The sequence below is a fragment of the Pseudomonas sp. SB113 genome, assembly GCF_040754745.1.
In the GTDB taxonomy this organism is placed as follows: domain Bacteria; phylum Pseudomonadota; class Gammaproteobacteria; order Pseudomonadales; family Pseudomonadaceae; genus Aquipseudomonas; species Aquipseudomonas grimontii.
In genome coordinates, this window is the sequence record NZ_JBFMHW010000001.1 from 327,530 (window position 1) to 347,960 (window position 20,431).

Sequence of the window (20,431 nt, forward strand, 5' to 3'; positions counted from 1 at the left end):
AAAGTGCTCACGAAGGCGCACACCTTATCACCCCGCTCGCTCAGTTATAAAAAGTTCCCGTGGCCCACGAAAAAGAGATGTTATATTGTAACCATTACTTTCAAATCTTTTTGCCGTTTTGCCAAGGAATGTGCCGATGTCCCTCTCCTCCCTGTGGCGCCTGACCCCGCTCGCCGCCGCCCTGTTGATCTGCTCCGAAGCCCACGCCCTCGAACTGCAACCCCAAGTCATCACCGGCAACCCGCTGGGCAGCGAGCAACTCGCATCGCCGACCACCGTGCTCGAAGGCGATGACCTGACCCTGCAACAAAAAGGCAGCCTCGGCGAAACCCTGAACAAGCAGCCGGGCGTGTCGTCTTCGTACTTTGGCCCGGGCGCCAGCCGGCCGATCATCCGTGGCCAGGACGGCGACCGCATTCGCGTCCTGCGCAATGGCGTGGGCGCGCTGGATGCGTCGTCACTGTCCTACGACCACGCGGTGCCGCTGGACCCGGTCAACGTCGAACGCATTGAAATCGTGCGCGGCCCGGCGGCGCTGTTGTACGGCGGCAGCGCCATCGGCGGTGTGGTCAACACCTTCGACAACCGCATTCCCACCGAAGCCATCGAAGGTATCCATGGTGCGGGCGAACTGCGCTACGGCGGCGCCGACACCACACGCAGCAGCGCGGGCAAACTGGAAGCCGGCAACGGCACCTTCGCCTTGCACCTGGACGCCAACGCGCGGGAATTCAACGACCTGAAAATCCCCGGCCAGGCCCGCAGCCGCCACGCCCCGGCAAGCGATGACGCCCCCGGCAAAAACGGGCGCCTGGGCAACAGCGACGGGCGCCAGGACGGCGGCGCGGTGGGCGGTTCCTACACCTGGGACGACGGTTACGCGGGGCTGTCCTACAGCAACTACGACAGCAACTACGGCTCCCCCGCCGAGCAGGATGTACGCATCCGCATGCAGCAGGATCACTATGCGTTTGCATCCGAAATCCGCAACCTGCAAGGCCCGTTTACCTCGGTAAAAGTCGACGCGGGCTACACCGACTACGAACACCGTGAAATCGAAGGCGGCGAAACCGGCACGATCTTCAAGAACAAGGGCTATGAAGCACGGGTTGAAGCGCGCCACCAGCCTATCGGCCCGTTCGACGGCGTAGTCGGGGCGCAGGTGACCCGCAACGAGTTCTCGGCCCTCGGTGAGGAGGCCTTCGTGCCGCAGACCGACACCAATGCCGGCGCGCTGTTTATCCTCGAAGAAATGCACGCCACCGAACGCCTGAAACTCAGCCTCGGCGGGCGCCTGGAACACACCAGCATCGACCCCGACGCTAAGGGCAACGAACGCTTCGCCGGCGCCGACAAGCGCAATGACTTCACCGCCGGCAGCCTGTCGTCGGGCGCGGTGTACACCCTTACGCCGATCTGGTCGGTGGCCGCGACCCTGGGCTACACCGAGCGCGCGCCGACCTTCTACGAGCTGTACGCCAACGGCGCCCACGTCGCCACCGGCACCTATGAGCTGGGCGACGCCAACCTGAAGAAAGAAAAAGCCGTGTCCAGCGACTTGGCCCTGCGTTTTGACACGGGCACCCACAAGGGCAGCTTGGGTGTGTTCTACAGCCACTTCTCCAATTACATCGGCTTGCTGGGCACGGGTCGTACGCTGAACGATGAAGGTGGAGAGGACGCGGACGGCATCCCTGAGTACGAATATTCCGGCGTGCGCGCCCGTTTCGCCGGCTTCGAGGCCCAGGATCACTGGAAGCTCGGGGAAAGTGCCTACGGCAAGTTCGCACTGGAACTGTCGGGCGACTACACCCGCGCCACCAACCTCGACACCGGCGAAGCCTTGCCGCGCATAGCACCGCTGCGCTTGAACAGCGGCTTGCTGTGGGAACTGGATCGCTGGCAGGCGCGCATCGACGTCGAGCACGCCGCCGGCCAAGGGCGTGTGCCGGATAACGAAAGCGGCACCGATGGCTACACCACCTTGGGCGCGAGCGCGGGTTATCACTTCAATGTGGGCGGCAGCCAGTGGCTGGCGTTCGTGAATGGCGAAAATCTGACTAACCAGACCGTACGCTATGCCAGCTCAATCCTGCGTGATATTGCGCCGGCACCGGGCCGCAGTGTGCAATTCGGCATCCGCACCACGTTCTAAAAAACACCAAAATTCCCCTGTGGGAGGAGGCTTGCCCCCTCCTACCCTTATTTGGCAGCGACGATCTGTCACTGTTACCAAATCTGAAATGATGCATCTTGAGATTCGTGCTTTCTCTTGGTGCGCCAGCGCTTTATCCTTGTCGGCAATAACCTGAAACGTTTCACTCCCCCGGCCGACCCCATTTTGCTGATTATTCCTACATTTAAAGACAGCGCTGTCTTACGCCGCCCCGCGCCTGGGAATAAATCGCCCGCCTGTGGATAACGCCGTTATCCCCAGAAAAACGTAATTAACGCTGAACCAAGCCCGTGCCGAATCGTCATCTACAGTGAAGAAACACGGGGATACATAATTCCAACGTAACGGAGAAACACAACTATGAGCACTGACGGTGCTTCAAGTCCAAGCCGCCTGCTGCCCAGGCTGCTAGGCGTCTTGCTGCTGATCATGGGGCTGGCCTTGCTGGCCGGTGGTATCAAGCTGAGCCTGCTCGGCGGGTCGTTGTATTACCTGCTGGCCGGTATCGGCATCACCCTGACCGGCCTGTTGCTGCTGGCCACCCGTCGCGCCGCGCTGGGCCTGTACGCACTGGTGCTGTTTGCCAGCACCGTGTGGGCCCTGTGGGAAGTCGGCCTGGATTGGTGGCAGTTGGTGCCGCGCCTGGCGCTGCTGTTCGCCCTGGGCATCGTCATGCTGCTCCCGTGGTTTCGCCGTCCGTTGCTGCGTGGCGAACCTGCCCCGCTGGGCACCGGCGCGCTGAGCGTGGCCGTGGTGCTGGCCGGCGCTGCTGCCCTCGCCAGCCAATTCACCAACCCTGGTGAGATCAAAGGCCAACTGGACCGCGACGCGGTACCGGGCATGGCCAGCGCCGCACCGTCCCAGGCGGATGGCGACTGGAACTCCTACGGTCGCTCGTCCTTCGGTGATCGTTACTCGCCGCTGGCGCAGATCACCCCGGAAAACGCGCACAAGCTGGTACCGGCGTGGACCTATCGCACCGGCGACATCCCTGGCCCGAACGATCCAGGCGAGACCACTGCGGAAAACACCCCGCTGAAAGTCAACGGCATGCTCTACGTGTGCACGCCGCACAGCCAGGTGATCGCCCTGGACCCGGACACCGGCAAGGAAATCTGGCGCTTCGATCCGAAGATCAGCAGCCAGGGTGCCGAGAACTTCAAGGGTTGGGCGCACATGACCTGCCGTGGCGTGTCGTATCACGATGACGCCGCCTACGCCTCCGAGCAGAGCCCGACCGGCAGCGCCAGCCCGGCCGCCGCGCCGAATGCCTGCCCTAAGCGCATCTTCGTACCGACCGCCGACACCCGCCTGATCGCCCTGAACGCCGACACCGGCAAGATGTGCGAAGACTTCGGCGACAAAGGCCAGGTCGACCTGCGTGCCAATATCGGCAGCTTCGCCCCAGGCGGTTACTACTCCACTTCGCCACCGGCCGTGACCAAGAACCTGGTGGTGATCGGCGGCCACGTGACCGACAACGTCTCCACCGACGAGCCTAGCGGCGTGATCCGCGCGTTCGACGTGCACACCGGCAAACTGGTGTGGAACTGGGACAGCGGCAACCCGGACGACACCACCCCGTTGGCCGAGGGCAAGACCTACACCCGTAACTCGCCGAACATGTGGTCCATGTTCGCCGTGGATGAAAAACTCGGCATGCTCTACCTGCCGATGGGCAACCAGATGCCCGACCAATACGGCGGCGACCGTACCGAAGATTCGGAAAAATACAGCGCCGGCCTGACCGCCCTGGACATCGACAGCGGCCACGTGAAGTGGACCTTCCAGTTCACTCACCATGACCTGTGGGACATGGACGTGGGTGGCCAGCCGTCGCTGATCGACATCAAGACCGACGCCGGCGTGAAGCAGGCGGTAATGGCGTCGACCAAGCAAGGCAGCATCTACGTACTGGACCGCGCCACCGGCCAGCCGGTCGTGCCGATCCACGAAGTGGCCGTGCCGCAAGGCGCTGTCGCCGGCGACCACACCTCGCCGACCCAGCCGAAGTCCGACCTGAACTTCATGCCACCGCCGCTCAAAGAGCGTGACATGTGGGGCGTGACCCCGTTCGACCAGATGCTGTGCCGCATCGATTTCAAATCCATGCGCTACGACGGGGCGTTCACCCCGCCTTCGCTGCAAGGTTCGATCGTTTACCCAGGCAACTTCGGCGTATTCGACTGGGGTGGCATTTCCGTCGACCCGGTACGCCAGATCGCGTTTGTGAACCCTAGCTACATGGCGTTCAAATCCAAACTGATCCCGGCTGCCGACATCGCCAAGCAAGGCCCACGGGTCAGCGAAACCGAAGGCGTGCAGCCGAACAAAGGCGCGCCGTACGGTGTGATCCTCGAAGCCATGCTCTCGCCAATGGGCCTGCCGTGCCAGGCTCCGGCCTGGGGTTATGTGGCGGCGGTCGACCTGACCACCCACAAAACCATCTGGATGCACAAGAACGGCACCGTGCGTGACAGCTCGCCGGTTCCGATCCCCCTGAGCATGGGCGTACCGAGCCTGGGCGGCACCTTCACGACAGCCGGTGGCGTGTCCTTCCTCAGCGGTACCCTCGACCAATACCTGCGTGCGTACGACGTGAAAAACGGCAAGCAGCTGTGGGAAGGCCGCCTGCCAGCCGGCGCGCAAACCACACCGATGACCTACACCGGCAAGGACGGCAAGCAGTACGTGCTGGTCGTGGCGGGCGGTCATGGTTCCCTGGGGACCAAGCAGGGTGACTACGTGATGGCGTTTAAACTGCCGGATTAAGCAAGACTGGCGGTAAAACAAAGGCGGCTACCTTCTGGGTAGCCGCCTTTTTCATGACCAAGCCCCCTCCCACATTTTTCATCCGTGCTCGATCAGCTTGCAGCGCAGGCGCTGGAGATCGATGTGCTCGCACACTCTGAACGCGTGAATTTTTCCCACTGCCATTTAAGACACTGGCCAACGCTGGTAATGCGCCAGTCCTACGCTGATTTTGCTCACACCGCACCACTCAGGGCCAGGACAACCTAGAGTGAGTACATCCAATGCCAGTTTCCCCATTATTACTAAACTTCACTACCCCCCCCCTCCAAATGCACTCCTTGCCGCCCTCGCGCTCCTCGGGACTCAACCACCACGGGCCCTCTATCGAGGCAGGCTCCAGAGGCAAGGTAGAACGGTGCGCAGACCGGGCCATCAAGACCTTCAATGAGTTCGACCCCAAAGCCATCAAGCATGAACTGAACATGTGCAACGGCTACCTGAGGGCAACCGATAGCCGTACCCAGGCGGCGTTCCTGGACGGCGGCAAACTGAACATGCCCTACATCGCCGGCCAAACACCCACACAGGAAGAGGTTAAAGAGGCCGTGCGGGACCTCTTCAAGCTCGACTTCATGATGGGCGATCCTGCACCGGAAAATTTCAAGAAAACCGCCGAAGGGAAAATTGTGCCCGTGGACTTCGGGTTGATGTTCAAGCGGCACTTGACGAACAGCATCGCACCGCACATCAAGATTGAAATTGTTCGCGATTACGCCAAAGGCGGGTTCAAGTGCATTCCGGACGCGTTGAGGGGTGACTATCAAAACGCGATCAACGCAATGGATGATCAATTAGGCAGCCGCGGCCCATTGGGCCGACTGAATATCCCGCAACTGAGGCGCGCCGGGTTGTTTTAACCGTCGACCGGTGTGCGCTCTCGGCGCATCCACCTTTCAAACGCCATGGCGTTCAACGGCCGGCTGATCAGGTAGCCCTGGGCGGTGTCGCAGCTCCACTGCTTGAGCAGCTTGAGGCTGGGTTCGAATTCCACGCCCTCGGCCACCACCTTGAGCCCCAGGTTGTGGCTCATTTCGATGGTCGAACGCACGATCACGCCGTCACCGCTGGTGCTGTCGAGGTTGCGCACGAAGGATTGGTCGATCTTCAACTCCTGCACCGGCAGTCGCTGCAGTTGCGCCAGCGACGAATAACCGGTGCCGAAGTCGTCCACCGACAGGCTGATGCCGCATCCGCGCAGTTGCTCCAGCACGCTCAAGGCTTGTTGCGGGTTGTGCATGATCGCGCTTTCGGTGATCTCGAAAATCAGCTGCTGGGCCAGCACACCGTATTGCATCAGCAGGGTGGTGACGCGGATCGCCAGGTCATCGTCGGCCAGGTCATCCACCGAGATGTTCACCGACAACTGGATGTGCATGCCCCGTTGTGCCCACTCGCCGATCTGGCGGATGGCTTCTTCGATCACCCATTGGGTCAGGCCGCCCATGCTGCCGGTGCGCTCGGCCAGGGGGATGAATTCGGCAGGCGACACCAGCCCCAGGGTGGGATGCTGCCAGCGCAGCAAGGCTTCGGCCTGGCACACATGGCCGTGCTTGAGGTCGAGTTTGGGCTGGTAGCAGAGGTGCAACTCGCCCTCGACGGCGGCCCGGCGCAGGTCGCGGATCAGGGTGATCTGGCGCTGGTGGGCGAGGTCGCGGTCCTGCTGGTAGATCTGCAGATAGCCCGGCAGTGTCGCCGCATCGTGCCGGGCGATGGCGGCACGGCTGATCAGTTCTTCAACCTGCTGGCCGTCAGCGGGATAAGCGGCGATGCCGATGCTGACTTCGTGGCGCACCTCATCATTGCCGATGTGCTGGGGTTCGGTAAGCAGCCCGTAGAGACGGTCGGCGCGGGCCACGGCGCGGTCGATCTCGGTGTTTTCCAGTAACAGCAGGAACTCGCTGCCGGTGATGCGCGCCGCCGTGTCGCTGGCCAGCAGGCTCATGGACAGGCAGCGGCTGGCTTCGCGCAGCATTTCATCCACGCCCTCGGGACCGAAGCCCTCATTGATCACCCGGTAGTTCTCGATCCCCAGGTACAGCAACACCACCGGCCGCCGCGCACTGATCGCACTGCCCAGGCGCTCCATGGCCAGGGCTCGGTTCGGCAGGCCGGTGAGGGAATCATGCAGGGCGTTATGGGCCAGTTGCCGTTCGCGCACGGCGATGCCGCTTTGCATGGCATTGAAGGCGCGGGCCAGCAAACCGAACTCATCGTGGCTGCGTACCCGCACCGGCGTGCGGTAATCACCCGCACCGATACGCCCGGCCGCCTCGACCAAGGCGTTGAGCGGGCGCGATACACGTCGCGCCAGGAACAACGCACCGGCCAATGACACCACCAGCACCGCCAGGGCAATCCCGAGGAACTGCCGGTCCAGCGGCGCAAAGGATTCCAGCGCATGGTCCAGCGGGCTTTGCAGCAATACGCGCACTTCATCCCCGTCGCCGGTGTTGGCCAACGCAAGCACTCGGCTGAGCACGCGCTGACCGTGAAACACATGGATCTGCGCCTCAGGGTTGAGCGGTGCGTCGCGCAGCAGGCTGAGGGCGGTGGCCTGGTATGTAGCGGGCTGGGTGCTGAACAGCGGGCCGGGCGTGCCGTCCTGCACACTGAGAAACGACACTTCCAGGTTGCTCATGGAGCGCAGTTCATTGGCGAACAGTTGGTCCATGGCGAAGCCCATCACGATACGCGCGATGGGCAACGGGTCGCGCACTTCATCCTGCACCAGCAAGTAAGGCCGCCCGTCCAGGGCCACGATCAACATTTGCAGGCCATTGCGCCGCGCATGGCGCAAGGCGGCGTCATAGGGGAAACGCTGGCCACGGGTGAGGATGGGTAATGTGCTGACCATGACCTTGCCATCCAGGCCCAGCACAAACACCTCGCTGGAACGGATCCCGGTGCCGTGCCGACGCAGTGCCGCCAGGATCGGCGCGGGCTTGCCCTCGGCCACGGCCTGCTTGAACGGACCATCGCCGGTGAGCCAGGCCAGCCCGTATTGCAGGCGCCGCCCACGCAGGTCCAGCAGACGCTCGAATACCTGGGTCCCGGTTTTCAGTTGGACTTGTGCCTGGTTTTCCACCGCACGGGTGGTGGCGCTCTTGACGGCGAAATAGGTTGCGGCGACCACCACCAGCAACAACAGCGCCAGCACCCCGGCGATGCGGGTTTGAAAGGTATGGCGCCATGTCATGGCTGTGCCCTCTGGCCGCGTTCGCCGCTCTCTGCCGCCGCGTCCCTTAGTCATGTGCAGTCCCTGCGCCCAGACCCGCCGTCAAAAAAACATCTATTTAGACTAGAAATTTTGTTTTAGCAGATTAGCTGGGACAACGCACAAGTGCACCGAATAAAACCGGGGTTTCCACTGTCATTTTATTGGCGACAACCGGTTGGCCATATCCGCTATCAGCCGCGGGCGCGCATGAAGTCCCCCCAACGCCGCACCAGATAGTTGTGCTCATCCATGACGGAGTTCCACACCGCGATATGCCCCATGCGCTGTTCATAGGAGCCGCCGTCGCGCACCTCGCCGATATCGATCAAAGGCAACCCATCGCTGCCGAGCAACTCCTCTCGAGCAGGCTTGCCGGCGTACCAGTAATCCCACTCGGCACTGCTGAGGTGATCACGGCTGCGCGCGGGGTTGCCGATGTAATAACCCTGACGCGCCATCACCGCGCCCGGCCAGCCGGACAGCCACCAATTGAGGTACGCGTACGCCGCATCCAGCACCGGGCCCTGGGCATGGCGCGACAATGACAAGCCGCCGAACCAAGCGCGATAGCCTTCGCTGGGCACCGCCAGGCGGTATTTCACCCCGGCGCGGTGCAGGCGCATCAAGGTCGGCGACCACAGGCTCTGAATATCGATGCTTGGGCTGAGCATCAGTTGCGCAGCCTCTTCATCGTCGGACCAGAACGCAGCGAAATGCCCTTCCTTCTGTTTGCGCACCAGAATATCGGCGAGCACGTCGATCTCTTCGATGCTCATATTGCCGATGTCGTTGAAGCGCGCCAGCCCCGCGCCCTGCACGGCCAGCGCAGCATCCAGGGCGCCGATGGCAGCATCGCTCTGCAGGGCCGTGCGTGCGCGCCAGGCCGGGTCCAGCAACCAGCCCCAGCTTTCGTTACCATGGCAAAAACCCTCGGGCAGACGCTCGGGGCGATAGGCGAAGCTGTCGGCATTGTGGGTCAGCGGCAGCATGCTGATGCGTTCGGTGACGGCGCTGCCGAGGCTGCCGTCGTGCTGCACGAACAAACGCTCGCTGGGCACGCTGCCGCTGCCCAGGCGGTCGGTGGGCGACAGCCGACCGCGCTTGGGCAGGTCGTTGATCTCGTGCCACAGCGCGATACGCCGCGTGTCGATGGGCTGGATCGCCCGGGCCGGCCACACGAAGTCGACGTTGTGAAACCATTGGTCGTACAGGTCATAACTGTCGGGCTGCATCACCGCGATGCGCTGGGCCTGTTCGACGTCGTGCACCTGGTACACCAGGCGAATCCCCAGTTCCTGTTCGGCGCGCACGCGCAGGCATTCGAGCAAGGTGACCGAGGTGCCGAGCACACGTAAGGTGATCATCCGGCGAACCGCCGTGAGAACACCTCAAAGGAACGCCGCAGCAGCGCGGGGTCAAGGCCACGCAGGATAAACACCAGGCGCGATTGCCGGTCGGTGCCAGGCCACGCAGGCAGATGAACCGGGGCATGCAGGCAATGCTGCACGCCATGAATGACGATGGGGGCGTTACTGGCGTTCACGTTGAGCAGTCCTTTGACGCGAAGGATTCGTTCGCCATGGCATCTTAACAGCATCGACAACCACACCCCGAAGCCGACCCAGTCCAGCGGCTGGTCGAAGGTCATGCTGCACACTTGGGCCGCTCCGTGGCTGGCGCTGGTGGTCCGATGCAATTGCCAGCGGCTGACTTCCATGGCGGGTTCGGCACTGCGCAGGCCTTCACCGAGCAACAGTTGGTCGCCGCTGTGGATGGCGTGGGTATCGAGGATCGGCGTACCGGCGTTAAGCGCCTGCAGGTGCGCACGCAGCGGTTCGCAGTCATCCACAAGGTCAGTCTTGCTCAGCAGCAGACGGTCTGCCGCCGCAACCTGGGCCAGCCATTCCGGGTGCAGGCGCTCTTGCAACGCGGCGTGGCTGGCGTCGACCAGCGTCACCACCAGGCCGATATGAAAACGCCCGCGCAGTTGCACGTCGTTGTTCAAGGTCGCGAGGATCGGCGCCGGATCGGCCAGGCCGGTGGTCTCGAGGATCACCCGTTTGAACGCGGGGATTTCACCACGCTCGCGGCGTTGCAACAGACCGAGCAACGCGTCCTTGAGCTCGCCACGGATGGAGCAGCAAATGCAGCCGCTGGGCAGCAGCACGGTGTTCGGCGCGACTTCTTCCACCAGCAGATGATCGATGCCGATGTCGCCGAATTCGTTGATCAGCAGTGCCGTGTCGCCCAGGCTTTCGCCTTGCAGCAGGCGCTGGAGCAAGGCGGTTTTGCCGCTGCCGAGAAAGCCGGTGATGACATTTAGAGCAATGCTCATATTTACCTCCGCTCCGACAGTGGGGTGTTTTCCAGGTGGTCAAGTAGACGCGGGTCGAGGGGATCCAGCGGCCGGCCGAGCATGGTCTCGGCGGCCTGCCAGAGTTGATCCAGTCCGCTCGCCAGTTCCTGTTTGCCGGTGGCGCCCAACAGCAGATAGGACGCGCCCTGGAAGTCTTCGACCTTGAGGCGGAACACCGCCAGCACCTGGTTGATCGCGGCGATGCGGCGCAGGCGTTCGCGGCGCCGGGGCAGTTCATCGCCCAGGGGGTCGCTCCAGTGCAGGTCTTCGCCGAGCAATCCGCAGAGTCCGCACATGGCTACACCTCACTCATGGCATGACATCGCCCGAGTTCGGGCCCAGGGTCTGGCCGACGAACAGGTTGCCGCCCGGCTCGGTGGCCAACAGCACGGCGGTGGGCGCCACTTCGTCCGCCAGGCCGAAGCGCCCCAAGGGCAGCTCCTTGGCCTTGGCGCGCTTCCAATCGTCACTGATACCGCCCACTAACGGCGTCTCGATCGGGCCGGGGGCGATGGCGTTGACCAGCACGTTGTCCTTGGCCACTTCCAAGGCCAGGGATTTGGTAAAGCCGATCACCCCGGACTTGGCGGCCGCGTAGTGAGTCAGTTCGGCGCCGCCCTTGATGCCCAGCTGCGAAGCCACGTTGATGATCCGTCCCCAACGCTGCGCGAGCATATGGGGCAAGGCACGTTGGCTGGCGACGAACACGCTGGTGAGGTCGACGCGCAGCATGTCGTTCCACATGTCGATGGACAGGTCGACGCACCGCGCCTGGGTGAGCATCCCGGCATTGTTGACCAGGATATCGATGCCGCCGAAGTGTTCGACACAACGGTCGACACTGGCCTGGGCGCCTTCGACAGTGCCCACATCGGCCACGCACTCGACCACTTCGGCGCCCAGGTTACGGCAGGTGATCGCGGTTTCGGCGAGGCTGGCGGCGTGACGGTCGGCCAATAACAGACGCGCGCCTTCAACGGCGTAGGCGCGGGCGATGGCGGCACCGATGCCGCTGCCGGCGCCGGTGATCACGGCGCGGCGGTTGGTCAGTTGGTTCATGCAAAAACTCCTGAAAAAATCCACTTCCAATGTGGGAGGGGGCTTGCCCCCGATGGTCATAGGTATCTACACAATTTTCAGAGACTGGCGAGTTCCCCTGTGGCGAGCGGGCTTGTCCCGCGTTGGGCCGCGTAGCGGCCCCAAAACAGCCGCTATGGAGTTTCTGACACACCGCATTCTGCTTTACTGGGGCTGCTACGCAGCCCAACGCGGGACAAGCCCGCTCGCCACAGGGAGATTTGTCAGGGGCTGAAAAGTTGTGTAGATACCCATGCCCCGATGGCAGTGGGTCAGTCACAGATGGGCTAACTGAACCACCGCCATCGGGGGCAAGCCCCCTCCCACATTTGGATCAAGTACATCAGTCAGTCAGGCCAGCGAACGGTGAGGCCGCCATCGATGATGATGCTCTGCCCGGTCAAATAACTCGACGCATCACTGGTCAAGAACTGCACCAGCGACGCCACTTCATCCGCGCGCCCTACCCGCCCCAGCGGAATCGCGCGCGCGGCCTTGGCCAGGCCTTCCGGGCCGAGGGAGTTCTTTGCATCCAGCGATTGCGGTGTTTCGATCAACCCCGGGATCACCGCATTGCAACGAATGCCCAGGGGCGCCAACTCCACCGCCAGCGAGCGGCATAACCCCGGCACACCAGCCTTGGCCGCTGCGTAATGGCTGTGTTCCTGCCAGCCATATACGCCGCCGGCAATCGAAGAGATCGCCACCAGCGCGCCGCCTTCGTTCATATGCCGCGTCGCCGCGCGGAAGGTGCGCATCACCCCCGTCAGGTCGACATTGAGCATCTCGTTCCACCGCTCATCGGTCATCTCCAGCAGCGGCGCACGACGCAGCAAACCGGCGTTGGCCACTGCATAATCCAGCCGGCCGAAATGCTGTATCGCCTGTTCGGCCAGGGCATCCACCGAGGCGGTATCGCCCACGTCCAGCGGTAACATCAGGCACTCGCCCCCCGCCTCTTCCACCTGTGACACGGTGGTGCTCGGGTCGTGAGGATCAGCCGGATAATACCCGCCCACCACCGCCACACCGCTGCGGGCATAGGCCACGGCGAGGGCTTGGCCGATGCCGCTGGCGGCACCGGTAATCAAGGCAACTTTACGGCTCATCAAACACTCCTTACTGAATGGTTTCCGGACGCACATGGCGTGCGGCAAACATCAGCGCGCCGGACAAGAAGCACGGCAGCGCGCCGAACCACAGCGCGGCGGTCTGCCAGTCACTGCCGGCGGACAACACCTGGGTCGCACCAAAGCCCGCGACCACGGCACCAATCGGGCCCATGGCATGGATGATCGCGCCGCCGGTGGCGCGGATGCTGGTGGGGAAACTTTCACTGATGAAGAACAGCGCCGCCGAGTATGGCCCGATCAGGAAGAACAGGCCCAGGCTGTACAGCCCGACCACCATCGGCATATTGCTCGGGCCAAACAGCATGCCGGCAAACGCCAGGCCGCCGAGCATCCAACCCAGGCCGATCACATTGCGACGGCCGATCTTGTCGCCCATCCAGCCGTGGCTGAGGTAGCCGCAGTAACCCACCAGGTTGGACAGCACGAGGATGATCAGCGAGTTCTCGAACGAGATGTGGTGCACGCTGACGATCACCGAGGTGCCGAGCACGCTGAACACCTGGATCGCTGCCCAGTTGAGCAGCAGCGCAGCGCCGATCACCAACGTGGCGCGACGGGCCGGGCCACGGAAGGCCGCCTTGAGGCCGGCCTTGCTGTGTTCGTCGTAGTCCACGCCGTAGGTCACGGCAACGTTTTGCGCTTCTTTCACCGCGCCGCTTTTACGCAGCTCGCTGATGCGCTGGTGGATCTGGAACTGCGGGCTCTCCTTGAGCTTGCGCGCCATGATCGCGATCACCACCGCCGGGATCGCGGCGAAGATGAAGCAACCCTGCCAACCAATGATTGGCAGCAACAGCGCGGTCAAACCGGCGGCGATCAACGCACCGACCGGCCAGCCGCCCTGCACCAGGCTGTAGATGAAGCCGCGACGCTTGGTCAGTCGCGGGTCTTCTGACGCACCATACAACTCGGTCAGATAGGTGGCGTTGACGGTTTCTTCGGCATATCCCAGGCCACCCAGCGAACGGATCAGAATCAGCGGCGACTTGCCCCACGCCCCGCCGATGGCGGTCAGCGCCGAGCACAGCGCGGAACCGGCCACGGTGAAAATAATCCCTTTGCGCCGCCCCAGCTTGTCGACGATCGGCCCGATGGCCAAGGCGACGACGGCGGTACCCACCGCCACCCAGGTCGCGATTTCAGCTTGTTCCACCTCACCCCAGCCAAAGTGCCGGCCGATCTCCGGCAGCAAGGTGCCGAACAGGATGAAGTCATACACCGCAAACACCCAGGCGAAAAACGCGATCCAGGTGGCGAAGCGTACTTCCTGGGACGTCAGTTGCCGGGGTTTCCAGCCAGTCAGGTCAAGCTTGTTGTAGATGGACATAATCGCGCCTCGGGAGGTGGGGGCTGCTTGGGTTGGGATCAGGTACGCGGTTGGCGGCGGATAAAGTCGTCGGCGATTTCGTCGAAGGTGACGAAACGCACGCCGGCATGGCTCTGGATGTGTTCGATCAAGCGCTCGAGCATCAACAGCACTTGCGGGCGGCCGGACACGTCGGGGTGGATGGTCATGGTGAACACCGCGTGTTCGTGCTCGCGGTAAACCCAGTCGAACTGGTCGCGCCACATTTCTTCCAGGTGACGCGGGTTGACGAAGCCGTGGCTGTTGGGGGCTTTCTTGATGAACATCATCGGCGGCAGGTCGTCGAGGTACCAGTTGGCCGGGATCTCCACCAGGTCGGTTTCTTCGCCGCGAACCAAGGGCTTCATCCAGGTGTCGGGGTGCTGGCTGTAGTCGATCTTGGTCCAGCTGTCGCCCTTGCGCACGTAGTAGGGGTGGAAGTCGTTGTGCATCAGGCTGTGGTCGTACTTGATGCCTTTTTTCAGCAGCAGCTCGTTGGTGACCTTGCTGAACTCCCACCACGGTGCGACGTAGCCGGTGGGGCGCTTGCCGGTGACTTGGGTGATCAGTTCGATGGATTTATCGAGGACGATCTCTTCCTGCTCGGCGGTCATCGCAATCGGGTTTTCGTGGCTGTAGCCATGCACGCCGATTTCGTGGCCGGCGTCGGCCACGGCCTTCATCTGCTCGGGGAAGGTTTCCATCGAGTGGCCGGGGATAAACCAGGTGGTGCGCAGGCCGTAGCGTTCGAACAGTTTGAGCAGGCGCGGCGCGCCAATTTCACCGGCAAACAGGCCACGGGAGATGTCGTCGGGCGAGTCTTCGCCGCCGTAGGAACCGAGCCAGCCGGCGACGGCGTCGACGTCGACGCCAAATGCACAGAGGATGTCTTTTGCCATGGTGTGTCTCCTTAAATGTTAAGTACGGATTCGACGGACAAGGCCGCGCGCAACAGCCGCGCGTCTTCTCCCGTCGGGGCACTGAGCAGCAGCCCGGTGGGCAGGCCCTGGGCATCGCGGCCGCTGGGCAAGCTCACGCCCGGCATGTCGAGAAAGCTGCCGGGCATGGTCAGGCGCAGGGTGGCGAGGTTGGTTTTCACAAACAGTTCGTCGTCGGCTTCAAGCGGTGCCAACGCCGGGGCGACATGGGCGACGGTGGGGGTGATCAGGATCGCGCCGTCGAGCGCGTCGAGCAGTTGCTGTTGCAAGCGGCGGCGCGCGTCGGTCAGGTGGATCAGTTGGCTGGCCGGCAATGCGCGGGCAGCTTCAAGGCGGCGGCGCACGCGGGGGTCGAGTTGCTCGGCATCGGCGCTGTCGAGCAAGGCCTGGTGCAGGGCGAAGGCTTCGAACGCGCCGAGCCAGCCTTGGTGCTTGATCAGGTCCAGGGTGGCCTGGAACGGGGTGCTTTCACGCTCTTCAATCAGCGCACCTTCAGCCTTCAGTCGCTCAACGGCGCGCAGCAGGTTGTTGCGCACGGCAGGCTCCACGTCGGCCAGCACGCCTTGTTCCAAAACAAACCGCTGCCCTTTCAGGCGGCGGGCACTGTGGCGCTGGGTGCGGCCATGGAGCAGGTCGTCGACGGCCAAGGCATCGCGCACGCTGCGGGTCAACGGGCCGAGGCTGTCGAGGGAGTGGGCCAGGGGAAACACACCGTCGCGGCTGTAGCGTCGGCTGCTGCTGCGGTAACCCACCAGTCCGTTGAGCGCCGCCGGAATGCGGATGGAACCTGCAGTGTCGGTGCCCATGGCGATTGGCACGATATGCGCGGCGACGGCCACCGCCGACCCGGACGACGAGCCGCCGGGAATGCGCGCCTGGTCCGTGCCATGGGGATTATGCGGCGTGCCGAAATGCGGGTTCAGGCCCAAACCGGAATAGGCCAGTTCGCTGAGGTTGGTTTTGCCGACGCTGACCATCCCGGCGCGGCACAACAGGCCCACGCTGGGAGCATCGAGCAACGCGGCGGGCGCAGTGCGACGATAGGCGGCGCCGGCGGTGGTGATGCTGCCGGCCACATCGAACAGGTCTTTCCAGGCCAGGGGCACGCCATCGAACACGCTCAAGGGCTGGCCGGCACGCCAACGGGCGGCGGACGCTTCGGCTTCACGGCGGGCGCGTTCGGCGGTCAGGGAAATAAATACGCTGGTCGAGCGGCTCGCTTGATCGAGTGCCTGTTCAAGGGCTTGCACCGGGTCACTACGACCGCTGGCGAAATCCTCGGCCAGTGAAGTGGCGTCTGACATCAGAGAAACCTCATAAAACGTACATATTCATAAAATGTACATTTTACAAAGGCAGCTTTCGTGCCAGTCTCTGTGTAGCGCTCCTGGCGCGATTACGCTTTTTTACCCAGATCTACGGGATAGATGGTGTTGATCGGTGGAAAAAAGTCTTGTGTCACGGCTGCGAAGCGCTCTCAATGAAATAATGTATCTTTTATTAATAAGTACATTTTGGTGCAGAAAAGTAACATTCCTACATTCAAGGCCCCAAAAAAGTGCCACCGACGTGGCGCAGAGTGACAGGCGTAACTTATGAGAGAATCCTCGGCCATCGTCCTACATGCCTTTGAGAAATCGATGAAAGCAGTGTCCGCCTCGGCCTCCCGTTACGCGATGATTCACCAGGTGTTGCGCGACGCGATCGTCAACGGCACCGCCCGCCATGGCCTGGTATTGCTGGAAGCGCCCCTGGCCGAGCTGTTCGGCACCAGCCGCGTGCCGGTGCGCAAGGCGCTGGACCTGCTGCACGCTGAAGGCTTGATCTGCCGTTTCAACGGCCGGGGTTACCTGATCAACCCCGACGGCCTGGCCATGGAGCCACTGCGCCTGCCCTTGAGCCATGCGCACCTTGGCCTCAATGGCGAAGCCGAACTGGTGGACACCCGGCCGTTGGGCGAGCGTATCGTCGAGGAAATCGGCGCGGCGCTGTCCACCTGCATCGCCTTCGGCCATTACCGCCTGGATGAGCAAGCCGCCGCCGACCACTACGGCGTCAGCCGCGCGGTGGTGCGTGAAGCACTGATGCGCCTGCGCGACCGGGGCCTGGTGGAAAAAGAGCCCTATTCCCAATGGCTGGCGGGGCCTTTGACCGCGCGGGAGGTCACCGAGGATTACGAGCTGCGCGCCTGTCTCGAACCCGAAGCCCTGCGCCAGAGTGCCCCGAACCTCGACCGCGACATGCTGGAAGCCATGTTGCAGCGCGTGCTGGATGCCCAGGACAGCCCCCAGTGCAGCCTGGAAGCCATCGAGCAGATCGAAGAGGACCTGCACCAGCGCTGTCTGGCCGGCCTGCAAAACCGCAAGATTGCCGCGCTGATTCGCCAGGGCCAGAGCCCGATGATCATCAGCCGGATTTTTTACCGATTGCTGGGGATCGGCGCTGATCCGGCGATGCTTGCCGAACATCGCTTGATTTTGGAGCTGCTGCTGCATGGCGCATTCGATGCGGCGGCGCTGAATTTGCGCGAGCATTTGCAACGGGCGCGGCAGCGGATGTTGCAGCGTTTGAAAGTGCTATCGGTGCTGCCAGAACAGCCACTGCCCGCCTATCTCCACAAAATCAGCTGACTCAATGTGGGAGGGGGCTTGCCCCCGATGGCGGTGTATCAGTCAGCGTTGTTTTATCTGAACCACCGCTATCGGGGGCAGGCCCCCTCCCACATTGACCGAGTCGCTGCAGTAATTTCATGCAATATGTTGCTATCTCACCCCCACCATTGAAACCACTGCGACCCCGCCCCATCTAACCTGCATACTTCCTTATGCAGGTGCCCCATGAGCGACCAGCAAGAATTCCCTGATTACGACCTCAACGATTACGCCGACCCCGAAAACGCTGAAACCCCTTCGTCCAATACCGGCCTGGCCCTGCCTGGGCAAAACCTGCCGGACAAGGTCTACATCATCCCGATCCACAATCGGCCGTTCTTTCCGGCGCAAGTGCTGCCGGTGATCGTCAACGAAGAACCGTGGGCCGAGACCCTGGAGCTGGTGAGCAAATCCGACCACCACTCCCTCGCCCTGTTCTTCATGGACACGCCGCCGGAAGACCCACGCCACTTCGACACCTCCGCCCTGCCGCTGTACGGCACCCTGGTGAAGGTGCACCACGCCAGCCGCGAGAACGGCAAGCTGCAATTCGTCGCCCAGGGCCTGACTCGCGTGCGGATCAAAACCTGGCTCAAGCACCACCGTCCACCGTACCTGGTCGAAGTGGAATACCCGCACCAGCCAAGCGATCCGACCGACGAGGTCAAGGCCTACGGCATGGCGCTGATCAATGCGATCAAGGAGCTGCTGCCGCTCAACCCGCTGTACAGCGAAGAGCTGAAGAACTACCTCAACCGCTTCAGCCCCAACGACCCGTCGCCCCTCACCGACTTCGCCGCCGCCCTCACGTCGGCCACCGGTAATGAGCTGCAGGAAGTGCTGGATTGCGTGCCGATGCTCAAACGCATGGAAAAAGTCCTGCCGATGCTGCGCAAGGAGGTGGAAGTCGCGCGCCTGCAAAAAGAACTCTCCGCCGAGGTGAACCGCAAGATCGGCGAGCACCAGCGCGAGTTCTTCCTCAAGGAACAGCTCAAGGTCATCCAGCAGGAACTGGGCCTGACCAAGGACGACCGCAGCGCCGACGTCGAACAGTTCGAACAACGCCTGGAAGGCAAGGTGCTGCCGGCCCAGGCGAAAAAACGTATCGATGAAGAACTGAACAAACTGTCCATCCTCGAAACCGGTTCGCCGGAATACGCAGTGACGCGCAATTACCTGGACTGGGCCACCTCGGTGCCATGGGGCGTGTATGGCGAGGACAAACTTGACCTCAAACACGCGCGCAAGGTGCTGGACAAGCACCATGCCGGCCTGGATGACATCAAGAGCCGCATTCTCGAATTCCTCGCGGTGGGCGCCTATAAAGGCGAAGTCGCCGGTTCCATCGTGCTGCTGGTGGGCCCGCCGGGCGTGGGCAAGACCAGCGTGGGCAAATCCATCGCCGAGTCCCTCGGCCGACCGTTCTACCGCTTCAGCGTCGGCGGCATGCGTGACGAGGCCGAGATCAAGGGCCATCGCCGCACCTACATCGGCGCGCTGCCGGGCAAACTGGTGCAGGCGCTCAAAGATGTGGAAGTGATGAACCCGGTGATCATGCTCGACGAGATCGACAAGATGGGCCAGAGCTTCCAGGGTGACCCGGCGTCGGCACTCCTGGAAACCCTCGACCCGGAGCAGAACGTCGAATTCCTCGACCACTACCTCGACCTGCGCCTGGACCTGTCCAAAGTGCTGTTCGTGTGCACCGCCAACACCCTGGACTCGATCCCCGGCCCGCTGCTCGACCGTATGGAAGTGATTCGCCTGTCGGGCTATATCACCGAAGAAAAAGTCGCCATCGCCAAACGCCACCTGTGGCCAAAACAGCTGGAAAAAGCCGGCGTTTCGAAAAACAGCCTGAGCATCAGCGACGGCGCCCTGCGCGCACTGATCGACGGTTACGCCCGTGAAGCCGGGGTGCGCCAGCTGGAGAAACAGCTGGGCAAACTGGTGCGCAAGGCGGTGGTCAAGCTGCTGGATGAGCCGAACTCGGTGATCAAGATCGGTAACAAGGACCTGGAAAGCTCCCTGGGCATGCCGGTGTTCCGCAACGAGCAGGTGTTGTCCGGTACCGGTGTGATCACCGGCCTGGCCTGGACCAGCATGGGTGGCGCCACACTGCCGATCGAGGCGACGCGTATCCACACGCTCAATCGTGGCTTCAAGCTCACCGGGCAGTTGGGTGAGGTGATGAAAGAGTCCGCCGAAATTGCCTACAGCTACATCAGTTCCAACCTGAAGTCGTTTGGCGGCGATCCGAAGTTCTTCGACGAAGCCTTCGTACACTTGCACGTACCGGAAGGTGCCACGCCGAAGGACGGCCCGAGCGCCGGGGTGACCATGGCCAGTGCGCTGTTGTCCCTGGCGCGCAATCAAGCGCCGAAAAAAGGCGTGGCCATGACCGGCGAACTGACCTTGACCGGGCACGTGCTGCCAATTGGCGGCGTGCGCGAGAAGGTGATTGCAGCGCGGCGCCAGAAGATTCACGAGTTGATCTTGCCGGAGCCCAATCGCGGCAGCTTCGAAGAGCTGCCGGAGTACCTGAAGGAAGGCATGACCGTGCACTTTGCCAAACGCTTCGCGGATGTGGCGAAGGTGCTTTTCTGATAGGTCACTCGCCTGAGCGGCCCCCTGTGGAGAGCAGGCTTGCCCTGCGTTGGGCTGCGCAGCAGCCCCAAAACTAACGACCCCATTCTTCCAGAAAGAATGGGGGTCTTTTTAAAA

Annotated in this window: 14 protein-coding genes; 5 read left to right on the forward strand and 9 right to left on the reverse strand. The window is 62.6% G+C overall.

The annotated features are described in order from the left end of the window. Positions 1 to 136: 136 nt before the first annotated feature. The 3 genes from AB1462_RS01525 (at position 137) to AB1462_RS01535 (ending at position 5,847) form a co-directional block, all read left to right on the forward strand. Positions 137 to 2,155, forward strand: a complete 2,019-nt coding sequence (locus tag AB1462_RS01525) for a TonB-dependent receptor (RefSeq protein ID WP_259192934.1) — start codon at positions 137 to 139, stop codon at positions 2,153 to 2,155. 381 nt (positions 2,156 to 2,536) lie between these two features. Next, the gene (locus tag AB1462_RS01530) at positions 2,537 to 4,948 is read left to right on the forward strand and encodes a glucose/quinate/shikimate family membrane-bound PQQ-dependent dehydrogenase (protein ID WP_090408950.1); all 2,412 of its coding nucleotides are present in this window, start codon (positions 2,537 to 2,539) and stop codon (positions 4,946 to 4,948) included. Positions 4,949 to 5,211: 263 nt separating this feature from the next. Continuing rightward, complete coding sequence (locus AB1462_RS01535; protein WP_367246036.1) at positions 5,212 to 5,847, forward strand: hypothetical protein; 636 nt, start codon at positions 5,212 to 5,214, stop codon at positions 5,845 to 5,847. On the opposite strand, the gene AB1462_RS01540 is transcribed toward AB1462_RS01535, so the two are convergent. The 9 genes from AB1462_RS01540 to AB1462_RS01580 form a co-directional block, all read right to left on the reverse strand. Continuing rightward, a complete protein-coding gene (locus tag AB1462_RS01540) occupies positions 5,844 to 8,186 on the reverse strand; it encodes a putative bifunctional diguanylate cyclase/phosphodiesterase (protein WP_367246038.1) in 2,343 nt (780 codons plus the stop codon). The genes AB1462_RS01535 and AB1462_RS01540 overlap by 4 nt on opposite strands. Before the next feature lie 212 nt (positions 8,187 to 8,398). Further along, positions 8,399 to 9,571 carry a PotD/PotF family extracellular solute-binding protein gene (locus AB1462_RS01545; protein WP_090408959.1) on the reverse strand — a complete coding sequence of 391 codons (1,173 nt, stop codon included), beginning with the start codon at positions 9,569 to 9,571 and terminating at the stop codon, positions 8,399 to 8,401. Then, complete coding sequence (locus AB1462_RS01550; protein WP_367246039.1) at positions 9,568 to 10,542, reverse strand: GTP-binding protein; 975 nt, start codon at positions 10,540 to 10,542, stop codon at positions 9,568 to 9,570. Before AB1462_RS01550 ends, AB1462_RS01545 begins: the two co-directional genes overlap by 4 nt. 2 nt (positions 10,543 to 10,544) lie before the next feature. After that, entirely contained in the window at positions 10,545 to 10,859 is a 315-nt protein-coding gene (locus tag AB1462_RS01555) for a hypothetical protein (protein WP_315335549.1), read from the reverse strand. Between the two features lie 13 nt (positions 10,860 to 10,872). After that, complete coding sequence (locus AB1462_RS01560) at positions 10,873 to 11,622, reverse strand: SDR family NAD(P)-dependent oxidoreductase (protein ID WP_367246040.1); 750 nt, start codon at positions 11,620 to 11,622, stop codon at positions 10,873 to 10,875. A 365-nt stretch (positions 11,623 to 11,987) separates the two neighbouring features. Continuing rightward, positions 11,988 to 12,749 carry an SDR family NAD(P)-dependent oxidoreductase gene (locus AB1462_RS01565; protein WP_259192090.1) on the reverse strand — a complete coding sequence of 254 codons (762 nt, stop codon included), beginning with the start codon at positions 12,747 to 12,749 and terminating at the stop codon, positions 11,988 to 11,990. Positions 12,750 to 12,759: 10 nt separating this feature from the next. Next, positions 12,760 to 14,100: an MFS transporter gene (locus AB1462_RS01570; protein WP_090408974.1), complete on the reverse strand. Its 1,341-nt coding sequence runs from the start codon at positions 14,098 to 14,100 to the stop codon at positions 12,760 to 12,762. A gap of 38 nt (positions 14,101 to 14,138) precedes the next feature. After that, entirely contained in the window at positions 14,139 to 15,017 is an 879-nt protein-coding gene (locus AB1462_RS01575) for a polysaccharide deacetylase (RefSeq protein ID WP_003234086.1), read from the reverse strand. A gap of 11 nt (positions 15,018 to 15,028) precedes the next feature. Further along, positions 15,029 to 16,360, reverse strand: coding sequence for an amidase (locus AB1462_RS01580; RefSeq protein WP_367246041.1), 1,332 nt, complete (start codon positions 16,358 to 16,360; stop codon positions 15,029 to 15,031). 336 nt (positions 16,361 to 16,696) lie between these two features. Here AB1462_RS01580 and AB1462_RS01585 point away from each other — a divergent pair, with 336 nt between their 5' ends. Both AB1462_RS01585 and lon read left to right on the forward strand, forming a co-directional pair. After that, a complete protein-coding gene (locus AB1462_RS01585) occupies positions 16,697 to 17,686 on the forward strand; it encodes a GntR family transcriptional regulator (protein WP_090408980.1) in 990 nt (329 codons plus the stop codon). Between the two features lie 207 nt (positions 17,687 to 17,893). Next, positions 17,894 to 20,314 (forward strand): endopeptidase La, encoded by a 2,421-nt coding sequence (lon, locus tag AB1462_RS01590; RefSeq protein WP_090408983.1) that lies wholly within the window; start codon positions 17,894 to 17,896, stop codon positions 20,312 to 20,314. Positions 20,315 to 20,431: the final 117 nt, after the last annotated feature.

Coding starts and splice junctions, on each gene's coding strand:
- AB1462_RS01525 (WP_259192934.1), top strand. CDS start 137: ATGTCCCTCTCCTCCCTGTGGCGCCTGACCCCGCTCGCCGCCGCCCTG.
- AB1462_RS01530 (WP_090408950.1), top strand. CDS start 2,537: ATGAGCACTGACGGTGCTTCAAGTCCAAGCCGCCTGCTGCCCAGGCTG.
- AB1462_RS01535 (WP_367246036.1), top strand. CDS start 5,212: ATGCCAGTTTCCCCATTATTACTAAACTTCACTACCCCCCCCCTCCAA.
- AB1462_RS01540 (WP_367246038.1), bottom strand. CDS start 8,186: ATGACATGGCGCCATACCTTTCAAACCCGCATCGCCGGGGTGCTGGCG.
- AB1462_RS01545 (WP_090408959.1), bottom strand. CDS start 9,571: ATGATCACCTTACGTGTGCTCGGCACCTCGGTCACCTTGCTCGAATGC.
- AB1462_RS01550 (WP_367246039.1), bottom strand. CDS start 10,542: ATGAGCATTGCTCTAAATGTCATCACCGGCTTTCTCGGCAGCGGCAAA.
- AB1462_RS01555 (WP_315335549.1), bottom strand. CDS start 10,859: ATGTGCGGACTCTGCGGATTGCTCGGCGAAGACCTGCACTGGAGCGAC.
- AB1462_RS01560 (WP_367246040.1), bottom strand. CDS start 11,622: ATGAACCAACTGACCAACCGCCGCGCCGTGATCACCGGCGCCGGCAGC.
- AB1462_RS01565 (WP_259192090.1), bottom strand. CDS start 12,749: ATGAGCCGTAAAGTTGCCTTGATTACCGGTGCCGCCAGCGGCATCGGC.
- AB1462_RS01570 (WP_090408974.1), bottom strand. CDS start 14,100: ATGTCCATCTACAACAAGCTTGACCTGACTGGCTGGAAACCCCGGCAA.
- AB1462_RS01575 (WP_003234086.1), bottom strand. CDS start 15,017: ATGGCAAAAGACATCCTCTGTGCATTTGGCGTCGACGTCGACGCCGTC.
- AB1462_RS01580 (WP_367246041.1), bottom strand. CDS start 16,360: ATGTCAGACGCCACTTCACTGGCCGAGGATTTCGCCAGCGGTCGTAGT.
- AB1462_RS01585 (WP_090408980.1), top strand. CDS start 16,697: ATGAAAGCAGTGTCCGCCTCGGCCTCCCGTTACGCGATGATTCACCAG.
- lon (WP_090408983.1), top strand. CDS start 17,894: ATGAGCGACCAGCAAGAATTCCCTGATTACGACCTCAACGATTACGCC.